The 19,800-nt window shown below is 57.3% G+C and carries 14 protein-coding genes; 2 read left to right on the forward strand and 12 right to left on the reverse strand.

Annotation, left to right across the window (positions count from 1 at the left end; all coding sequences use genetic code 11):
* Positions 1-146: 146 nt before the first annotated feature.
* From HZB23_02125 to HZB23_02175, 11 genes are all read right to left on the reverse strand, one after another.
* Positions 147-2,951, reverse strand: a complete 2,805-nt coding sequence (locus HZB23_02125) for a PAS domain S-box protein (GenBank protein ID MBI5843449.1) — start codon at positions 2,949-2,951, stop codon at positions 147-149.
* 181 nt (positions 2,952-3,132) lie between these two features.
* Entirely contained in the window at positions 3,133-3,468 is a 336-nt protein-coding gene (locus tag HZB23_02130; GenBank protein MBI5843450.1) for a hypothetical protein, read from the reverse strand.
* A 30-nt stretch (positions 3,469-3,498) separates the two neighbouring features.
* Complete coding sequence (gene amrB / locus HZB23_02135; protein ID MBI5843451.1) at positions 3,499-5,025, reverse strand: AmmeMemoRadiSam system protein B; 1,527 nt, start codon at positions 5,023-5,025, stop codon at positions 3,499-3,501.
* Positions 5,026-5,045: 20 nt separating this feature from the next.
* Entirely contained in the window at positions 5,046-5,318 is a 273-nt protein-coding gene (locus tag HZB23_02140; protein MBI5843452.1) for a hypothetical protein, read from the reverse strand.
* Between the two features lie 93 nt (positions 5,319-5,411).
* A complete protein-coding gene (locus HZB23_02145) occupies positions 5,412-7,325 on the reverse strand; it encodes a SurA N-terminal domain-containing protein (protein MBI5843453.1) in 1,914 nt (637 codons plus the stop codon).
* A 57-nt stretch (positions 7,326-7,382) separates the two neighbouring features.
* Positions 7,383-9,350, reverse strand: coding sequence for an aconitate hydratase (locus HZB23_02150; protein MBI5843454.1), 1,968 nt, complete (start codon positions 9,348-9,350; stop codon positions 7,383-7,385).
* Positions 9,351-9,479: 129 nt separating this feature from the next.
* On the reverse strand, positions 9,480-9,710 hold the full coding sequence (locus HZB23_02155) for a cytoplasmic protein (GenBank protein ID MBI5843455.1): 231 nt from the start codon (positions 9,708-9,710) through the stop codon (positions 9,480-9,482).
* A 655-nt stretch (positions 9,711-10,365) separates the two neighbouring features.
* Positions 10,366-10,701 carry a hypothetical protein gene (locus tag HZB23_02160; GenBank protein MBI5843456.1) on the reverse strand — a complete coding sequence of 112 codons (336 nt, stop codon included), beginning with the start codon at positions 10,699-10,701 and terminating at the stop codon, positions 10,366-10,368.
* Between the two features lie 108 nt (positions 10,702-10,809).
* Positions 10,810-12,528: a tetratricopeptide repeat protein gene (locus tag HZB23_02165; GenBank protein ID MBI5843457.1), complete on the reverse strand. Its 1,719-nt coding sequence runs from the start codon at positions 12,526-12,528 to the stop codon at positions 10,810-10,812.
* Positions 12,525-14,780 (reverse strand): hypothetical protein, encoded by a 2,256-nt coding sequence (locus tag HZB23_02170; protein ID MBI5843458.1) that lies wholly within the window; start codon positions 14,778-14,780, stop codon positions 12,525-12,527. Before HZB23_02170 ends, HZB23_02165 begins: the two co-directional genes overlap by 4 nt.
* A gap of 86 nt (positions 14,781-14,866) precedes the next feature.
* On the reverse strand, positions 14,867-15,454 hold the full coding sequence (locus tag HZB23_02175) for a TIGR00730 family Rossman fold protein (GenBank protein ID MBI5843459.1): 588 nt from the start codon (positions 15,452-15,454) through the stop codon (positions 14,867-14,869).
* Positions 15,455-15,866: 412 nt separating this feature from the next.
* Here HZB23_02175 and HZB23_02180 point away from each other — a divergent pair, with 412 nt between their 5' ends.
* Both HZB23_02180 and groL read left to right on the forward strand, forming a co-directional pair.
* Entirely contained in the window at positions 15,867-16,154 is a 288-nt protein-coding gene (locus HZB23_02180) for a co-chaperone GroES (protein MBI5843460.1), read from the forward strand.
* Positions 16,155-16,224: 70 nt separating this feature from the next.
* The gene (gene groL, locus HZB23_02185) at positions 16,225-17,850 is read left to right on the forward strand and encodes a chaperonin GroEL (protein ID MBI5843461.1); all 1,626 of its coding nucleotides are present in this window, start codon (positions 16,225-16,227) and stop codon (positions 17,848-17,850) included.
* Between the two features lie 281 nt (positions 17,851-18,131).
* Here groL and dctP read toward each other — a convergent pair whose 3' ends face one another.
* Entirely contained in the window at positions 18,132-19,550 is a 1,419-nt protein-coding gene (dctP, locus tag HZB23_02190) for a TRAP transporter substrate-binding protein DctP (GenBank protein ID MBI5843462.1), read from the reverse strand.
* Positions 19,551-19,800 lie beyond the last annotated feature (250 nt).

Here is a 19,800-nt window from a genome sequence, read left to right on the forward strand (position 1 = left end):
CGGCCTTGTTGCAGGGAGCCGGAAAAGGCGGCGAAAAGGGCGGATTTTGACGCAGTATAGAAAAGCCCGGCCACTGCGTCAAGAAAGACCGGTAATGGCCGGGCGGGTTTTTGGGGAAAACGTTCCTGACCGGTGCGGACAGCCCCTCATTTTGACAAAATCTTGCGAAGTTTCGCGGAAAGATCGGTCATGTCGAAGGGTTTCTGCAGAAACTCCACCCCGCCCCCTGCCATGATTTCCCGTATCTGGCTTGTTTCGCCATAGCCGGAGGCCAGGATCACGGGGATGTCCGCCCGCTCTTCCCGAAGCTTTTTGAAGGTTTCGCCTCCGTTCATGTCGGGCATCACGAGATCGAGAATGACCAGGGTGATTTCCGAGGCCCTGGCCCTGAAAAGCTCCACAGCCTTTTTTCCGCCGTTTGCGCTTATCACCCGAAATCCCATTTCTGCGAGCATGGAAGCGGCTACGTCCAGGATCATGGGGTCGTCGTCAACCAGCATCACCAGGCCTTCGCCCCTGAAAAGGGAGAAGCCCGCCGCAGTGGTGACTTCAGGGTCCTTATCCGTGGCCGGCAGGAAAATGGAAAAGGTCGCGCCCTTTTTCGGTTCGCTCAAAACGTGAATCATGCCCCGGTGGTTCTTGATTATGGCGTAGGATGACGCAAGGCCCAGGCCAGCGCCAGCGCCCTTCTGCCGGGTGGTGAAAAAGGGCTCGAAAATGCGCTTTTTGACCGCCTCATCCATGCCCACGCCGTTGTCGGCAATGGAAAGCCGCACGTAAAAACCGGCGGGAAGTCCGAAGCCGGCGCAGTCTTCCTCGGAAAGAACAACGTTTCTCGTGCTTGCGATGATGTCGCCTCCGCCCGGCAGCGCGTGCCAGGCGTTAACGAAAAGATTGAGAAGAACCTGCTCCAGCTGGATGCGGTCAACCTCCACCCGCCACAGGTCGGGAGCAAGATCGAGATTGAGGCATATCTCCTTCCTGGCCCTTCCGAAAAGCTGAGCGGACTCCTGAACCAAAAGGTTCAAGTCGATGGTCGCCACTGCGTATTTTCCGCCCCTTGCATAACCAAGAAGCTGCCCGGTGAGCCGGGTTCCGCTCTGGACACAACCTTCTATGCTTTTGAGCCTCTCCACAAGGGGGCTGTCTTCCGGCAGGGACAGCAGCATGAGGGAAATATTGCCCTGAATCGCCATGAGAAGGTTGTTGAAATCGTGGGCCACGCCTCCCGCAAGGGTTCCCACCGCCTCCATTCGTTCGGCGTGGGCCAGCTGCTCCTCTATGCGCTTTTCGTCCGTGATGTCCCGCGCCACCATGAGAACCGCCGGACGCCCCTCCCACATGATGGGTCCGCCGCTCAACTGGGCCAGGGCGGTTTCACCGGCTTTCGTGATGAACCTGTAGTTGTGGGCCTTTCCGGAGAGCTTCCCGGAAAGCCTCTTCCTGTGCCGTTGCGTTGCGGTGGCATGGTCTTCCGGGTGCAGAAGCTGCAGAAAGCTAATGCCCGTCATTTCGGCTTCCGGGTATCCCGTCATCGAAAGAGCCACTGGATTGGCGAACTTTATTATTCCGTCCTGCACGATGCAGATGGCGTCCGTGGCGTTTTCCACCAGTGTCCTGTATTTCTGCTCGGTGTCGCTGCGCCGCTTCTCGGCCTTGAGCCTTGCGATAAGGCTTCCCAGGTGGGCGGACATGGAGACCAAAAAATCCCTCACCATCCTGGGCAGTTCGGCCCGTGTGCGGGAGCCGGTGTTCAGGCAGCCGATGACCCGGTCCTCGTCGTTTAGCGGCATCATCAAGAAGGAGCGCATTCCCTCGGCCCTGCGCGTGCCTCCCTCGGAGCTTTGAATCATCTCGTAATTATGGTAAATCGCCTTGCCGCGCATCACTGCCTTGGCGTAAACCGAATCCGCCGGAAAGCTTGAAGCGCCGGCCACGAATTCATCCGAAAGCCCCAGTTGCTCCGCCAATTCCAGGGCGCCGGAATCCGGGTTAAAAATGTAGACAGCGCCGAAATCCACGCCCTCTATCGTCAAAAGTGTGTTCAAAAGGAGGCGGAAAACCTCGCTTGCGTCGTGGGCCTTCCCAAGGGCAATGGCCAGGTCCCGCTGCATGGCGGTCAGTTCCTGGACCAGCTTCTGTTCGGTGATGTTGGTGGCCACAACCCGCGAATACACAGGGATTCCGTCCTCGTAGCCGATGCTCATGTTGATGAGCACCCAGATCAGGCCGCCGCCCTTCTTGTTGATGCGGTACTCCCAGTTGACGGCCACCGGTTTTCCCGCCAGAATGTCCGCCACCCTTTTGCGGTGAACCTCCCGGTCTTCCCCGGCGAAAAGCTCCGACGCCGGCATGGTGAGGATTTCTTCGCGGGAAAAGCCCGTGAGCCGGCATACCACGTCGTTCACCGAAATGAACCTGTTGGAGCGAAGGTCCATTTCCACGATTCCGGCGGGTGCGTTCTGCACCAGCTGGGCCAGGCGCTCCTCCTTTTCCCGCAACAGGCCCTCCAGGGCAAGGCGTTCGGAGATATCCGAAAAAACGACAAATCCGCCCATGAAGCGGCCCGTTTCATCCACAAGGGGATGGCCTGCCGCTATGACCTTAATTTTTTCGCCGCCTTTCTTTATCAGCGAAATTTCGTAGGAGCTTAAATCCCCGCTTTTTCTTTTTTCAAGGTGCGCCGCCAAAACCGGAAGTTCCTCGGGCGGAATGAAATCCGTTATCTCCCGCCCCAGCAGTTCTTCCCGCCCGTAGCCGCCCAGGTCGGCGAGGGTTTTGTTGGCGTAGACAAACCGGTGGTCCGCGCCGTAGATGCAGATGCCCATCTGGAGGGAGTCCAAAAGGTGGCTGAAAAGGGCGTCAGGGCCCGGAAACAGTACTTCGCCAAGGACTTCCGCCAGTTCATTCACCTTCCGGCGCATGATTGCCAGGGCTTCGTTGTCATCCATGATCCCATCCCTTCTTCGATGCAGTGGAAAGGAATCCGAGCCGGATCAGACAATACTTTTTGCAATTTTTATCAGTTTATTCCATCAGAAGCCGAAAATCAATGCCGGGACGATTTTGTCGGAAAGGGAACGGCGGGTGAGAACGGAAGCCGCCCGGAACCGGGCGGGCTCCGGGGCTGAATCAGAGAAACTGGACAGGCGCGGTGAGGTTGCCGAAAAGGGCCTGGGCCGCCCCGGCCACTGCCTTCCGGTCGTCTTCGCCGCTTACGCGCTCCACAAGGGACACGGGGTTCCCCTCGCCATCGGTGCAGGTGCGCCATTCCACCACCCAGCCCGGAACCATCACGTAGCGGCTTCCGCCCATGCCGCAGCAGGCCGTGTCCACCACGCCCACCCCGGCCACGCAGAGGGCCTGTCTTCCCGCAACGCTGACGATCTCCTCCCTGTCCAGCACGTAGCCGCCAGACACGCTTCGGACCTCAACGTTTAAGGGATGATGAACGTAAACATGTGTCATGATTAAAGGCTCCCCGTTCTTACGGTTTTTTCACTCGGAAAAATATTCGGCTTCGTAGGTCTCTATTTTGATGTCCGGGGATTTCCAGCAATTGGGGGTGCAGCCCGCCTTTACGCACAGATGGATCAGGAAGGATTCCGCGTTCACTATCTGGTCCCACACCTGGGGAAGGAAGGTGGCCCTTCTGTGCCCGGATGTGAGGATCACGCCGTGGACGCCCGGCTTGAGCTTTTTCAGAAGGTCTTCGGGCGAGGAGAATTCGAGGGGCTTGGGAACCGAAAGCACCGAGACCTCTATGCTTATCTCGGAGAGCTCCGCCGCAGTGAGGGACGGGAAGCGCGGGTCATGAAAGGCCGCGTTTATTGCGTTTTGCTCCACGCAGTCGGAAAGGGCCACAACGGGCTCGATGGTTCCTATGCAGCCCCTTAGCTGGCCACCCTTATGGAGGGTAACGAAGCAGCCGCGTTTCTGTTTCAGCACGGCGGACGGATTTTCCGGGCGCTTGACCCGCCCGTCCCTTATCAGGTGCGAGGTGATTGCGGTGCGGGCCAGGGCCAGGAGGGCCGAACGGTCTTCTTGGGAAACGCTGGATTCCATGCCTTCTCTCTCCTCCGTTCCATCCGTATAAAACGCTATGGCGGCGTAGCCCACCACCCGGTCCATTCTTCCGGTGGTGTCGCCGGAATTCCTGAGATCAATGAGCCTGCCCTTCCAGCCCCTGATGCGGGCGATTTCCATGACCGTGAGCACGGCCAGCCTTCCGCAGGCCGAAAACTCGCCCACTCCGTCCGGGTCGAGGCCTTCAATGGAGGCGGCGCAGGCGGCGTCGAGTCCTTTTGCCCGGTCGTATGGCAGGTAATGGGAAAGGTCGGTGGACGCCACCAGAAGGGTGTCTTCCGTGACAAAGGGAAGAAGCGCCCTTGCCAGCACCTTTGGGTCCACCTCGCCCAGGATGAGGGGTATGACGGAAAAATCCCCACCCAGCACCGTCTGGAGAAAGGGAAGCTGGACCTCCAGGGAATGTTCCGGCCTTTCGGCCTCCTGGTTGGTGATGAAGCCGGGCAGGGCCTTCAAGGCCCTTGCGACTGGCGAAACCGGGATGTCGCCCAAAGGGGTGCGAAGGGCGTCCCGGTCGCTTATGGAAACCCCGTAGTAGCGTGCGTAATGGCTGGCCGCAAGGATCATCACCTGCGGGTATTTTTCCGAAAGCGCGGCATAGGCCGACCCGGCCACGGGCCCGGAATAGACGTGGCCCGCGTGGGGAGCCACCAGGGCGCGTATCCGGCCCGGAACCTTCCTTCGCACGGCACTGCCCAGAAAGTTCTCTATGGCCTCTTTGAGCTTTTCGGGATCCTGAGGATAATAGGAACCCGCCACGGCGGGCAGCCTTACCGTGGGGGCCTTTTTTTCCGGCCCGGCCTTCCGGGCCGGAAGGTCTTCGCCCCCGAAACCCGGCTGGCTAAAGGCGGCGGTCGCCCAAAAGGCAAGAAGGAGCCCCAAAACAAAGGCCAGGGCCCTTTCCCGCCACGGGCGGGCCGGATCCGGCCGGGGTCTCAAGCCCCGGCGAAATCCCCAGATCATCCGAAAATGGCCTTTACGGCCTTAATGATATCCTGAGCGTACATGAAGTAAGTAACCATGATGATAAAGGCGACAACGAAGCTGGCGTAGGTCTTCCACACTCCCGGAACCTTGGCCACTCCGTCCTTGTTGGGATCGCCCACCTTGCGCTTGCAGGAGTGGCACTGCTTCTCCGAAAGGGCCAGGACGGTGGAGCAGAACGGGCAACGCTTGGTCATTATGGGAACCACCTTGATCCTGGTGTGTTCCTGGGTTGGGTCTTTTTTCATGGCCGCCTCCTTGAAGGGTGACCTTTAAAGGGTCTCCCGCTCTGTGTCTTTTCCTGTCTTAACCGCCCCTGGCCTCTCTTCCCGGAAACCCCGTCAGGCCTCCGGGGCGGGCGCATCCGGCTTGGGTTCGAATTCGGGCGCGTACTCCACCACCGCCTTGGCCTTTAAGCCCTTGGTGTAGGCTTCCAGTATCCGCGCCTGCTTCTGCCTGATAAGGGTGGTGACAAGCTCGTCCCTTTTCGCGGCAAGCCCTTTTGGATCCGGCAGTTCCTCTTTCTTGAGCGCGAAGACCATGAAGCCGACCTTGCCCGGAACCGGTTTTGAAGAAAAGGGCGCGGCCTTTGAAAGCATGAAGACCTCGCGTGTGACGCCCTCGTCCGGCGCCATGCCCGGAATGGACTGACCGCGCGAGAAAGGCTCCGAAGACTTCACGCCAAGGCCGTAAAGGGGCGCAAGCTCCGCGAAGCTCTTGCCGGAAGCCGTCGCCGCTATGAACTTCACAGCCGCCTGCCGGGCCATATCCCCTGCCTTTTTTTTGGCCAGATCGGCCATTACGCGATCCTTGACGGCCTCGAAAGCCGGTATGGCGCTTTTTTTCTTGTCAAGGACCTGGATCACGTAATATGCGCCCGGAACCTGGATGGTCTCTGAAAAATCGCCCTTTTCCAGTTCAAAGGCGGCGTCCGCGAAGGCCGCGCCGTTGGGCATCCCGGCAGGCCCCTGTTTCGTGAAATAATCGGTGGTGATGACGGTCATGCCGAGTTTTTTGGCGGCCTCCTCCAGGCTGTCAACGCCAAGGGTGGCGCTCTCGGCCTTCTGGGCCTCCTGGAAGGCCAGCTCGTCGGCGTCTTCCATGGCAAGCCTCGCCCTTATCTGGCCGGAGGCCTCCTCAAGGCTCATCTTGTGGCCCTCTTTGACCTGTTCCAGCTTTATGATGTGCCAGCCGAACTCGGTCTTCACCGGCCCGCTGATCTCGCCGGGCTTCATGGAAAAGGCCTTGTCCGCAAAGGCCTTGGTCATGGTCTTCTGATCGAAGAAGCCGAGATCGCCGCCCCTTTCCTTGGACGGGCAGTCCGAATTGGCCTTGGCCAGCTCCGCGAAATCCTCGCCTGACCGAACGCGCTTTTCAAGTTCCAGGGCCTTCAGGCGCGCGGCCTCGTCAACCTCCTTTGCGGCGTTGGGATCGGTCTTGATGAGGATGTGCCTTGCCGACACCTGCTTGGGGGCGTCGAACTCGGATGCCTTTTCCTCGTAATAGGCTGCTATGTCGTCTGCGGGCACGTCCACCCTGCCCGCAAAGGCTCCGGGCTGAAAGGCCAGCACGGCGGCCTTCATGACGGGCTCGGTGCGGTAATCGTCCTCGTGGTCCTCGAAATACTTCCTGGCCTCCTTTTCGGAGGATGCGGCGGGGGTGTAATGGGAGGGCTCGAAGGCCACCCAGTCCACCGCTATCCGGCGTCCGTCCGAATTATAGCGGGCCAGTATCTCGCTTTCGCTCACGGTGGCCGCCGAGGATGCGAAATCCTGGAGCTTCTGCCGCAAAAGGGTCTCCCTTATGTTTTCCTCGAACTGGCCCCGTCCGTAGCCCATGTTGCGCAGAATTTCCTTGTAGCGCTCCTCGGAAAACCCGCCCGTGGCCGAGAACCAGGGAAGCCCGCTTATTTCCTTCCTCAGCTCGTCGTCCGTAACCGAAAAGCCGAGCCTTGTGGCCGCCTGGGTCCAGAGCCTGGCTTCCACGAGCTGGTCCACGGTCTTGGTCTCAAGATCGAGCTGCTTTTCCAGCTCGTTGAACTTGTCCTTGAACTGGTTCTGGTAATAGTTGCGCAGGTTTTTCAGGCCCTGTTCAAACTGGGCCGTGGTGATTCTCTCGCCGTTCACCGTGGCGACAAAATCCTTATCGTCCTGCGCGAAATTGCCCATGCCCCAGAAAACGAAAACCAGAACGATGGAACCCAGAATTATCTTGATGGCCCACGATGTGGCGTGCTTGCGCATGAAGCTAAGCATGTCGCCGATCCCTTTCCGTTGCGGGAAACCCGCCCGTGTAAAAATGTTATTGAGAAATCATGCCAATATCGTTTCGGGCGCTGGGCAGGACAGCCCTTCCGCCCTCTGCCTGTACCAGTTGAGGCGGCCGCCTGCTGCGGCGGCCTGGCGTTCGTTTTCGTTGAGATCGAGGAGTACCGTGAAATTCCGGTCGCGCGTCTCATTATATACGAGAAGAAAATTTTTTGAAAGGAGGCCGGCGCGGGCCTCCGGTATGACAAGGCGGTCGCCCTGGCCGATTTTTTCCTTTTCGGAGGGGTCTTCGAAAACCAGGGGCAGAATGCCGAAATTTATGAGGTTGGCCCTGTGTATTCGGGCGAAGGACATGGCGATTACCGCCCGAATGCCGAGATACAGCGGAGCCAGGGCCGCGTGCTCCCTGCTGGAGCCCTGGCCGTAGTTTTCGCCCGCCACTATAAAGCCCCCGCCCGCCTCCTTCGCCCTTTTGGCGAAGCCTTGGTCCAGCCTGGAAAAAACGTATTCCGAAATGGCCGGAATGTTGGAGCGGAACTGGAGGATGCGGGTTCCGGCTGGCATTATGTCGTCCGTGCTTATGTTGTCCCCGCAGATCATGAGAACCTCGCCCGCCAGGCCGTCTTCCACCGCGCGTCCCAGGGGCAGCGGCTTTATGTTCGGCCCGCGCAGAATCTCGACCCCGTCGCACTCGCCCGGCGGGGAAAGAAGAAGCGCGTCGTCTGAGGCGAATCTTTCCGGCATGGCCACTTTCGGGGCCTCACCCAGAGTGCGCGGGTCGGTGAAAACCCCCGTTATGGCCGAGGCCGCAGCGGTTTCCGGGCTCACCAGATAAACGCCCGCGTCCGCGGTTCCGCTTCTGCCGGAAAAATTGCGGTTTATGGTGCGAAGGGAGATTCCCCTGCTTGGCGGGGCTTGGCCGGTTCCTATGCAGGGGCCGCAGGCGCATTCCAGAATCCTCGCCCCGGCTGTAATGAAATGGGCCAGAAGACCGCTTTGAACAAGGGCCAGGAGCACCCTTCGGGAGCCGGGGGCCACCACGAGGCTGAGATCGGGATGGACCCTTTTGCCCGCAAGCATCAGGGCCGCCGTTGCCAGGTCCTTGTAGGAGGAGTTGGTGCAGGAGCCTAGCATCACCTGATCCACCTTCATCCCCGAAAGCTCCGAGACCGGGGCCACGTTGTCCGGGGAATGGGGCCGGGCGGCCAGGGGGACGACCTCATCCAGGGCGAGCGTCATCTCCTCGTCGTAAACCGCGTCCGGGTCTGCGGAAAGGGGCGAAAAATCAGCGCCCCGCCCCTGGCTTTCCAGGAAGGCCAGCGTGTTTTCATCGCTCGGAAAAATGGACGACGTGGCCCCAAGCTCGGCCCCCATGTTGGTGATGGTGGCCCGTTCGGGAACCGAAAGGGTTTCCACTCCGGGGCCGCAATACTCGAAGACCCTGCCCACCCCGCCTTTTACGGAAAGGCGGCGCAGAATTTCAAGGATCACGTCCTTGGCCGCCACCCAGGGGGAGAGCCTGCCCGTAAGGCGAACCGCCACTATTTTGGGCATGGGCGCGGTGAAGGGCTCCCCGGCCATGGCAAGGGCCACGTCAAGGCCGCCTGCGCCTATGGCCAGCATCCCCATGCCGCCCGCAGTTGCGGTGTGGCTGTCCGAGCCCAGAAGGGTGAGGCCCGGCTTTGCGAATTCCTCAAGGTGCACCTGGTGGCAGATTCCGTTTCCGGGGGCGGAGAACACGGCCCCGAATTTCGCCGCCGCCGTGCGCAGAAAGCGGTGGTCGTCGGCGTTGGCGAAGCCGGTCTGCAGGGTGTTGTGGTCAACGTAGGATACCGAAAGCGCGGTCTTTACCCTTGGGGTTCCCAGGGCCTCGAACTGGGCGAAGGCCATGGTGCCGGTGGCGTCCTGGGTCAAGGTCTGGTCTATTGGAATCGCTAAGGGCTGGCCGGGTTCGGGGAGGGTCTCCACCCCGTGCGCGGCGAGAATTTTTGCGAATATGGTTTTTCCGGGCATTGTTCCATCCGGGTTCTATTTGAACTTCAAGCGCCAAAAAAATTTCCGGTCTGTACGGAAGTCGAGGAAGGCCGGTCAGGCGTCGAAAAAAAGCTATCCGCAAACAGTTATCAAACAGAGGGGCTTTCGTCAATAAATCAGGCGGTCGTTTTGGGCGGAGTTGTCGATTTTCATTCCCACCGAGGTTCCGCAGCGGGCGCAGAGGTATTCGTACTCCTCGCCCTGGGGAAGCACCAGGAGGAGCCTTTTGCGCACCGGCCCGGCCTGGCGGCAGCGCGGGCAGTAAAGGCTGGTTGCGTCCAGTTCCTTGAAGGATGATTGATTCTGAGGCCTCTGCCCCTGGGCATTATAGGGATTCATCAATATTCTCCGAAAGTTTCAGCCGTTCACATTCATGAATCAGAAAATAGGCGGGAAAAGGGCCGGTGTCAATGGGGATGGATACAATTTGCACATGCGTACTCATTTGAATATTTGGCAAGCGGAAAGCTCACAAGACCAAGCTATCGGATACAGATTATCCTTCCCATTTTACAGATGAGTGATAATGCATACCTTCATCATCAATATATATATTCAGTTCGTTTTTATTAACTTTAATTTTGCTTTTATAATTATAAAAGATTAAATTATTATCCCTACATGTTAAAATCATTCCATTATCGAACACTATTATAACGTTACATTGTAAATCATTTTTATAATAGTTTAATGCACTGTTATTTATTGAACATTTCATATAAGTACTAATCGTTAAATTATAGCGATTGAAATATAACATTGAATAATCATTATTTATATTCAAATACGTATCTCCATTCGTACCAATTATAATTAAAAAATAAAAATTATCAATCTTTTAATTTTATTATTCACAGTTGGCCTATTCTTTGTATAGTCAAAACATATATCCACGATATAATACATTTTTCATTTTTTTTCATTAATATTAATTACAGTAAATTTTTATATCATATCATTTTCTGTCTCCCATCCAAAGTTATTTGGCAATTAATTATTTAAATATTCGTATAAATGCATAATAATGAACACCTTCATCATCGATTGCAATATTCCTATAGTCTTTCTCTACCGCAATTCTATTTCCACAAAAAAATACTTTCTTATCTTTAGATGATATTATCATTCCATTTTCAAATTTAATAATAAAATCGCCTCGTAGTTCTGTGTCAATATAATTATAATAATTATTATTTAATGAACATTTCATATAGCTCCAAACATATAAATTAAAATCAATAAAATACAATTTTGAATATTGTTTTTCCTTACATCCAATTACAAAAATGCTAAAAATTAATACTGTAATTAAAAAAAGTTTTTTTGCCATGTTTTATTCTCTCTGCATATACGAACAATCTTTTGGATTTTCGACATATCGCTAATTTCATATTGAGCGGCATAGTCGTGTAATATGGCCATCAAACAAACCGCATCATCATCTCTGCTTCCCATCTGTTATCTGCTGCAATCTTTCCCTGGCCATTTTGTGGGCGGGGTCGAGGGCCAGCACGGCTTTCAGTTCGCTCTCGGCTTCGGGGATCCGGCTTGCCAGGAAGAGCGTGTTGGCCAGGTTGTAGCGGATGCGGACGTCCTTCGGGGCGAGCTTCGCGGCCTTGCCGAACCAGACGGCGGCCTCGTCGTAGTCTGCGGCCTGGGCCAGCGCGGCCCCAAGGTTGTTGTAAATTTCGGGAGTCGCGCCTTCGGGGTTTATTTTCAGGAGGGCCTTTAATTCGTCCGCAGCCCGGTCGAACTCGCCGTTTGCCATGTAGGTTCCGGCAAGGTTGTTGCGGGCCGCCGCGTATCCGGGCTTCAAGGCCGCAGCCTTCTGAAAGTGCGCCGTGGCCTCGCCGGTTTCGCCCTTTTCAGAAAGAGCCAGGCCCAGGCGGTTTTCCGCGTAGTAGTTGTCGGTGGTGACCTCCGCCGCGCGCCCGAAAAGGGCCGTTGGGCTTTCCCAGTAGGAAACCTGCCTCACCGTGGCGGCGGCGAAGAAAACAAGGGCCGAGGCGCAGATCACCGGAACAAGGCGTTTTAGGCCCCGTGAGGCGTCGGGAAGCGAAAACGAGACGGCGAAAAACACCCCGATCAGAGGGATGTAGGCGAAGCGGTCCGCCATTGCCTGCCCGCCCGCCTGGGCAAGGCCGATGGCCGGAAAAAGGGCGATAAGAAACCACAGCCAGCCAGCCAGAACCTGGGGCCTTTTTGCTGAAACCTGAAAAAAGACGAGGGTGGCCGCGAGAAGAAGAAGGGCGCAGGAGGCCGCAGTTATCATCGATATTCCGCCCGCAGGATGCGGGTAGAAAACCGCAAGGTCCACCGGCCAGACGAATTTTTTGAGATAAAGGGCGTAGCTTATGAAGGCGTTCTGGACCCGGATCGAGAGGGAAAGATCGCTTTTCAGGGCCCCGAAGGCCGCATGGGCGATGACCGTGATAACGCCGATTACAAGGGAGAGCGCGAAAACCGGGGCTTTTTCAAGCACCAGCCGCCCGGCCCTGCCATCCTGCCTGGAAAAGCGTCCAAGGGGCCAGAAGTCGAGGATCAGAAAAAGCACCGGAAGCACCACCGCCACGGGCTTCGACATCATGGCAAGGATTGAGGCGAGAAAAACCAGGGCATATCGGAGGACGCCCGGTTTCCGGACGTAGGAATCGTAGGCCAGAAAGGAGGCGAAGGAAAAAAACGCGCACAAAAGACCCTTGCGCTCGGAAACCCATGCCACGGATTCGACGTTTAAGGGATGCGCGGCAAAAAGCGCGGCAACCAGAAAGGAGCGCCAGACGCTGGCCGTGAGCCGGAAGAACACCAGAAACAAGAGAAGGGTGTTCGCCGCGTGGAGCATTACGTTGGTGAAGTGGAATCCGCGCGGGCCGTCGCCCCACAGCGAAAAATCGGCCATGTAGCAAAGCCAGGTTACGGGTATCCAGTAACCCGCCCGGAACTGGTCAAAGGCGGCCCTGATGTTTTCCCCATTGAGGCCCGTTGTATGCGGGTTTTCCGTTACGTAGAGCGGATCGTCGAAGCTGATGAAGCCGTTATCGAGCACCGGCCGGTAAAGGGCCAGCACGCAGAAAACCAGGCAGAGCCCCATTACGGCCTCTCGCCACGTGAGCCGCGCTTCGCGCCCGTTTCGCATTTCCGGTGAATTGGCCATCATCCCCCGCGCTTTTTAATCTTTATGCCGCTTTCATCCACCCATTTCATGAGCCTTCTTACCTGGTCCCTGTGGCGCTGTTCCTGGCTCATGTTGATGAGCCTGGTCATGCGGGGCCGTATTTCGTGCAGCAGGACCCCGTCCGAGGCGTCCCCCACCCTTCCCAGGGCCCGAACGATCACGTTCAAAATTTGCAGCAGCCAGGGCATCTCCTGGGCGCTGTGAACCATCTCGTAGATGCCGAATTCCGGGTCGCCATACTCGGAAAGGCCGCTTCGCAGTACGGCCTGCCCGGTTACGCCGCCCACCAGGGCGAAAAGCATGTAAACCTCGCGCTCCAGGGTGAGGAGATAGCGAAGCGGCACGGTGATCCTGGGGTTGTCGTCCAGGGCCTCCCGCAAGGTGGCGTGAATGTGGCGGAACTTGAGGAAGAAGCGCTCCCGGTCCTTGTCGATCAGGTCCTGGGCAAACTCCACGGCGTCCCGGTCAAGGCCGGTCACCACGTTCAGGACCTCCTCCGGGGTCATTTCGATGTCCTGGTGAAGCTCCTTGTTGAACTTGCGCAGAAGCACGTTGGCCAGCATCAGGGCGTTGCGGTCGGAGAAGGTGATGGTTTCCGGGTCGTGGACGAAATCCGTGAGAAGGGTGTAGAGGGCGAGCCCCGGCCCCTGCATGCTGTCTATGAGGACTTTCAGGGAGTTCAGGAAGCCTATGCGCTCCTGCCTGTGCATGTGCTCCTTCAAAAAATGCCACAGAAACTCGAAAACCTTTTCCTTGTGCTCGGAAAAAAGCGGGATGCGCTTTTCAAAGGCCCCTCTCAAAAAATGTCCGCCCGGGTCGAAGCAGCCGCGCAGAAGGCCGATGAGTTCTTCCGCAGCGACTGATGTGATGGCGAAATCCTCGGCGATGACCTTATAGTCGTCGGGGCCGAAAACCACGGGATCCTTGATCATGGCCTTGACCTTGGCCTTTACGGAAACCCGGTTGCAGAAAAAGCTCAGGATTCCGGCCAAAGCGGTATGGATGGGTATGCTCACGTCCCCGTCGTCGATGCGGGTTTCAATCCGGCCGTCCGAAAGGCAGACCTGGGAGAGCACGGAATCTGCCGCCATGTCCAGCCGGAGTTCCATTATGTCCAGAACGTGTCCGCACAAATCCGCAAACAACTCGCTGTTTTCCATGTACAAAAGAAGCTCGGACACCATCGCCATGCGGTCCATGATCAGAAACGGGTTCTGGTAACGGAAATCCGGGGCGTAAAGCGCGTCCAGAACCCTGGCGGTTTTGGGAGAGGATTTGCCGAAAAGCCGGCTTGCGGCCCGGGCCGTTCTGACCTCCTCCGCAAGGGCCATCTCGGAATCATGGGCGCAGATGAACCATTTTACGACGTTTATCTCCACAGGGGGCCGCACCAGGGCCTCCCTGAGCTTTTTGAAGGCGAATACCGCCTCATACGAATCCGTGCACTCGGCGATCTGCCCGGTTTCTCCGGGTTTGTCCAAAACCGCAGCAATCTTTGGAATCAGACCGGCCACAGCCTCCTTTTTCTGCTTGTTCACTATGGCCAGCGCTTCCAGGTTGGGGTCGGGCGCGCCGTTTTCGTCAAGTATGAAGTTCGGATCCGTGCTGCGTTTGACGTTGCGGGCCGCGCTTGCCTCGGTTACGGCCACGAGTTTCAGGTGAGCGCCAATGGCCGTGAGGGACGCCGTCACTCTGTCCCAGTAGGCGGGATCGGAAAAATCCAGCCTGAAATAGATGTTTATTATTCCAAGGCTTGCCAGGGAATTCATGGCCGAGACGAAAATTCCCGGAAAATCGGAGGCCGTTACCCCTATGCGCCTGGATGCGGCCCTGACCTGGAAAAGATCCAGCGTAAGCCCGGCAAAAAGGATGACTGTGTCGTATTCCGCCGATGCCCGGCCCTCTCCGGCTATGCCCCGGCCCTGGTGCCTTATGAGTATGCGCCCGTCGTGGCCGGGCATCTTGTTGAGTTTCTCGCATACAAGATGAAGCTCTTCCCTGGCCTCCTCCACCCGGCGGACATCTCCGGTCTTCCAGGCCGAGAAAAATTCGGCAAGAAGCTGGGCAAAGGTCACCAGAAGAGCCCGATACGGGTCCAGGCGGCGGTCGTGGGCGTTCAAGACCTCGGAAAGGCCCGTGGCCTGGTAGCCTGAACCGGTTTTTGACGAGTCGGTGCCGCCCAGTTCACGGAACAGGGCCTCTGCCGCGTCGTCCAGTATTACGTCGTTACCCAATGAAGATTTCCTTTGATTCTTTTGTCACAAAAAGCGCCCGGCCTCGCCTTCGCCCGAACGGCCATGCCGTCCGCCACGGCGGCAAATCACAGAATTATCCTTTGGGTAAGCAGTTGGACTATCTTTTCAGGCTCGTCCATCACGTGAATGATGTCCATATCCTTGGGAGATATCCTGCCGCTGCCCAGAAGGTTCTTCCTTATCCAGTTGACGAGCCCGTTCCAGTGCTCCGATCCCACCAGGATTACCGGAAAGGGCCTGATCCTCTTGGTCTGTATTAAGGTCACCGCCTCGAAAAGCTCATCCAGGGTGCCGAAACCGCCCGGCAGGACTATGTAGGCCAGGGCGTATTTCACGAACATCACCTTGCGGATGAAGAAGTATTTGAACTCAAGCTGCACGTTGGCGTAGGGGTTGGGCTTCTGCTCGAAAGGCAGCTTGATGTTTAGCCCCACGGACTTTCCACCGGCCTGGGCCGCGCCCTTGTTGGCCGCCTCCATCACGCCCCCGCCGCCGCCCGTGATTACCGCGAAGCCCTCTTTCACGCACAGACGGGCTATTTCCTCCGCCAGGGCGTAGTTGGGATCGTCCGGGCTCATGCGGGCCGAGCCGAAAATGGACACCGCAGGCCCCACCTGGTGCATGGCCTCCACCCCGTCCACGAACTCGCCCATTATGCGGAAAAGCCGCCAGGACTCCTTGATGGAAAACTCGTCTATCAGATACTGATGTTCCACGGTTCCTCGCTGTTTGACCGGTTTTGCCGCTTCCGTCCGAAGGAGGCGGTCCTCCAACAATCGAACGATAACACAAAACCACGGCTATTGGAATATGGAAGGCCCCATGCCCCAGGGCAGGAATGTGAAAGCCGTCAACCGGCTCTATTTCAAAAAGGTTTAAAAAAGGTTCGGGCTTCCCCGGCTCCGGGCATTGACAAATGAAAAACCATGTCAATTTTTAGTCACTGAGGATAAGCCGCTTAATGCGCACTTGAAACCGCTCTGGCGGTTTTTCGATTTTTTTTCGCAGCAATCGCCTGTCAACATTTCAACACCGCAATTTTCTGCGGTAAAAAAGGACTTCGCCATGAATTTCAAGCCGTTGAACGACCAGGTTCTCATCAAGAGGGAAGAAGCCGAAACCAAGACCGCAGGCGGGCTTTTCATACCCGACTCTGCCAAGGAAAAGCCCCGTAAGGGCGTTGTTGTCGCCGTAGGCCCCGGACGCCTTGGCGACAAGGGCGTAAGGCTTCCCATGGAAGTGGCTCCCGGAGACACTGTAATCTACTCCCGCTACGCCGGAACCGAGATCAAGGTGGAAGGCGAGGAGCACGTGATCCTCAAAGAGAGCGACATTCTGGTGAAGGCGCTGTAATACGAAAAGCATCATGCCGGACGCAGCTTAAAACCTGCCCGTCAAAAATATAACGATCAGGAGAAATAACATGTCAGCCAAAAGCATTGCCTACGGAATGGCGGCCCGCCAGCAGATTTTAAAGGGCGTCAACGCCCTGGCGGACTGCGTCGAGGTGACACTTGGCCCCAAGGGCCGCAACGTCATCATGGAAAAGAGCTACGGCGCGCCCACTGTCACCAAGGACGGCGTTTCCGTGGCCAAGGAAATCGACCTCGAAAACAAGCTCCAGAACATGGGCGCGCGCATGGTGCGCGAGGTCGCCTCCAAGACCAGCGACATCGCGGGCGACGGCACCACCACAGCCACGGTCCTGGCCCGCGCCATCTACCGCGAGGGCTTGAAGCGCGTGGCGTCCGGCGTGGCCCCCATGCCTTTAAAGCGCGGCATGGACAAGGCCTGTGCGGCTGCGGTGGCGGCCCTTAAAGGCATAGCCAAGCCCGTTTCCGGCAAGAAGGAGATCGCCCAGGTCGCAATGGTTTCGGCCAACAACGACAAGCTGATCGGCGAGATCATCTCCGAAGCCATGGACAAGGTGGGCAAGGAAGGCGTCATCACCGTGGAAGAAGCCAAGAGCATGGACACGGTGCTTGATTTCGTTGAAGGCATGCAGTTTGATCGAGGCTTCATCTCGCCCTATTTCGTCACCGACACCGTGAAGATGGAAACAGTGCTGGAAGATCCCTACATCCTTCTTTACGACAAGAAGGTAAGCTCTCTCAGAGAGTTCCTGCCGGTTCTGGAAGCCGTGGCAAAGGCCGCCCGTCCGCTTCTCATAATCGCCGAGGACGTTGACGGCGAGGCCTTGGCAGCCCTGGTAGTGAACAAGCTGCGCGGAACCTTGAAGGCCGCCGCTGTGAAGGCCCCCGGTTTCGGCGACCGCCGCAAGGCCATGCTGGAAGATTTGGCCGTTCTCACCGGCGGCCAGCTGATAAGCCAGGATTTGGGCGTGAAGCTCGAAACCATCACCCTTGACGACATGGGCCGGGCCAAGAGCGTACGCATTGACAAGGACAAGACCACCATAGTGGACGGCGCGGGGAAAAAGGCCGACCTTGAGTCCCGCATCCGCCAGCTCCGCACCCAGATAGCCGAAACCACCTCGGACTACGACCGGGAAAAGCTCCAGGAGCGCCTTGCCAAGCTGGCTGGCGGCGTGGCCGTCATCCGCATGGGAGCCGCCACCGAAGTGGAGATGAAGGAAAAGAAGGCCCGCGTCGAAGACGCCCTTAACGCCACCAAGGCCGCAGTGGAGGAAGGCGTGGTCCCCGGCGGCGGAGTTGCCCTGGTGCGCTGCCTTGCGGCTCTTTCGAAGTTGAAGCTCGAAGGCGAGGAAGCCGATGGAGTCAACGTGTTGAAACTTGCCATGACGGCCCCCATCAAGCGCATATGCGAGAACGCCGGGCTGGACGGCTCGGTGATTTTGAACAGGGTGCTTGAGGGTAAGGATGACTTCGGTTTCAACGCAGACACCTGCGAGTTTGAAAACCTCGTGGAAGCGGGCATCATCGATCCCGCCAAGGTGGTGCGCTCGGCTCTCCAGAACGCGGTTTCCGTGGCGGGCCTCATGCTCACCACCGAGGCCATGATCACCGACGCCCCCGAAAAGAAAAAGAAGGACGCAGCAGCGTCTGATGAGGATTACGACGACTATTGATGAAAACCCGCCATAAGGCGGGTTTCGTTAACAGCCTGTTAAAATAGGCCCGATGTGAAGCCTGAATAAAAACGATGAAATGCAAGGAAGGCGAACGGCGCGGGAGCAAGCGTACTTTTCGTACGTGGCGGACCGAGCCGTGAAGCCTGACGCAGCAGTTCGCGTTTTTAGGCAGGCTGTTAAAAAAGCCGCCCCCTTCCCGTCGGGTAGGGGGCGGCTTTTTCATTCAATGCGCCGGATGATTCCGCCCAGGCCGAGCGGCCTGGGCGGAAAGCGCGAGACTACTTCACGCCAAGGCTCTTCAACAGTTCCGCGTCAATGGCCCCGGTTCTGGGCATCCTCTTCCTGCCCTGGTAGGCCCTCACGGCCTTGCGGGTTCCGGGCCCGGAAATACCGTCGATCTTCTTGGTGTAAAGCCCCATGGCGGCCAGCTTCTCCTGCACCGCCCTTATGGTTTCCTTCGTCACCGTGAAGGCGGCCTCCGGCTTGGGAGTGAAGGGGCTCGGCTGGGCCTTTGCTTCGGGCTTTGGACTTGCCGGGCTCGGCTGGGCCTTTATGGGCGCCGCCGCAACAGGCTTTTCAGCAGGCGCCGCCTTCTTCTCAACCGCAGCAGTCTCCACAGGCTTCACGGGCGGGGCCTCCACGACCTCCTTCTTCACCCGGCCCTTGCCTCCCTTGCGGTAGGATTCCAGGTTGTCCATGATCTCGTCCAAAAGAGACTTGGGAAAGAGCTTGCCCGTGAACCTGGGCCAGACGCTTATGCAGCGGCGGCGTATTTCGGCCCTCACTTCGGAGCTGGGCGTCACCGGCGTCACGCCGTATTTGATCATGCTGTCGTAGTAAGCCTTGGCCTCCTTGCGGCTCGCCGTGTTGAAGCGGTCCAGGGTGCGGGCGCGGGTTGCGGTGATCCTGTCCCGATAATGCTCCGGTATCGATTCCCAGGCCTTTTTGGTGAGAACCATTGATGCGGGGGTGTACCTGATCTTCATGGTGCTGACGTACTTGGACGTTGTGAAGACCTGGGTGCCCACCTGCCAGATGCCGGTGGTGATGTTGGAATCCGCGATCCCGCTCCTTATGGCCGAGGGGGATTCGACGATTCCAAGCACTATGGGGCTAGCGCCAAGGGCCTTCATCCAGGCCTCCTCTATGGGGCCGGACCAGGTAAGGAGCTTGGCCCTGCGATAATCCTCCAGGCTGTCGAACTTCCACTTGGTGGAGTAGATGAGGTCGAAATCCTGGTCTATCCACATCAGGAGCTTGAAGCCCTTTTTCATGAAAAAGGAGTCGAAGGTGTCGTGCATCCTGTCCCTTACGAAATCCACCTCCTCATAATCGTTGAACAGGAAGGGAAGGGCCAGAACCGAATATTCCGGGCTTATCATGTTGGTGCCCACCAGCGTCAGCCCGCCGCCCTGGAGCTGGCCTATGGCCATCTTGCGCACGTAGTCGTCGTCGTTGCCCATTATACCGCCCCAGTAGACCTTCCAGAAAACCGTCTTTTCCGTGGCCTGGTCCATGGCGGGCATGAAAATGTCCTTGAACGCGTTGGCGTATCCCATCCCCTTTGGGGCCTGGGTGGCGAACTTGAAAACCACCGCAGCCTGGCGCTGCTCAGCGCCCAGCGCCATCCCGCCGCAAAACGCCATCAATACAAAAAGCGCCGTAATGATTTTTGATGCAGCACTCGACATCTTCATGCCCCCTCCTTGAAAATGGGTTGCCCGCAAAAATGAATCCAATTTTACAATCAGCTAAAAAATAACATAAAACAAGTCGTCATTGCCGATTTTTTTACATATCGGAATATTTGGCTCGATTTTTTTTCGTAATGAATTTCAAACCCGCCCCTGAAATTTCTTTCGTGGCGTTTTTGACGGGCTTGTTGTAAGGAAACACGTTCGACGAGACCCTTGAAAAACCCCGGCCAGGCCCGGCGGGCGCTGCAGC

Source organism: Deltaproteobacteria bacterium (assembly GCA_016235345.1).
Classification (GTDB): domain Bacteria; phylum Desulfobacterota; class Desulfobacteria; order Desulfobacterales; family Desulfatibacillaceae; genus JACRLG01.

Coding starts and splice junctions, on each gene's coding strand:
- HZB23_02125 (MBI5843449.1), bottom strand. CDS start 2,951: ATGGATGACAACGAAGCCCTGGCAATCATGCGCCGGAAGGTGAATGAA.
- HZB23_02130 (MBI5843450.1), bottom strand. CDS start 3,468: ATGACACATGTTTACGTTCATCATCCCTTAAACGTTGAGGTCCGAAGC.
- HZB23_02140 (MBI5843452.1), bottom strand. CDS start 5,318: ATGAAAAAAGACCCAACCCAGGAACACACCAGGATCAAGGTGGTTCCC.
- HZB23_02145 (MBI5843453.1), bottom strand. CDS start 7,325: ATGCTTAGCTTCATGCGCAAGCACGCCACATCGTGGGCCATCAAGATA.
- HZB23_02150 (MBI5843454.1), bottom strand. CDS start 9,350: ATGCCCGGAAAAACCATATTCGCAAAAATTCTCGCCGCGCACGGGGTG.
- HZB23_02155 (MBI5843455.1), bottom strand. CDS start 9,710: ATGAATCCCTATAATGCCCAGGGGCAGAGGCCTCAGAATCAATCATCC.
- HZB23_02160 (MBI5843456.1), bottom strand. CDS start 10,701: ATGGCAAAAAAACTTTTTTTAATTACAGTATTAATTTTTAGCATTTTT.
- HZB23_02165 (MBI5843457.1), bottom strand. CDS start 12,528: ATGATGGCCAATTCACCGGAAATGCGAAACGGGCGCGAAGCGCGGCTC.
- HZB23_02175 (MBI5843459.1), bottom strand. CDS start 15,454: ATGGGCGAGTTCGTGGACGGGGTGGAGGCCATGCACCAGGTGGGGCCT.
- HZB23_02180 (MBI5843460.1), top strand. CDS start 15,867: ATGAATTTCAAGCCGTTGAACGACCAGGTTCTCATCAAGAGGGAAGAA.
- groL (MBI5843461.1), top strand. CDS start 16,225: ATGTCAGCCAAAAGCATTGCCTACGGAATGGCGGCCCGCCAGCAGATT.
- dctP (MBI5843462.1), bottom strand. CDS start 19,550: ATGAAGATGTCGAGTGCTGCATCAAAAATCATTACGGCGCTTTTTGTA.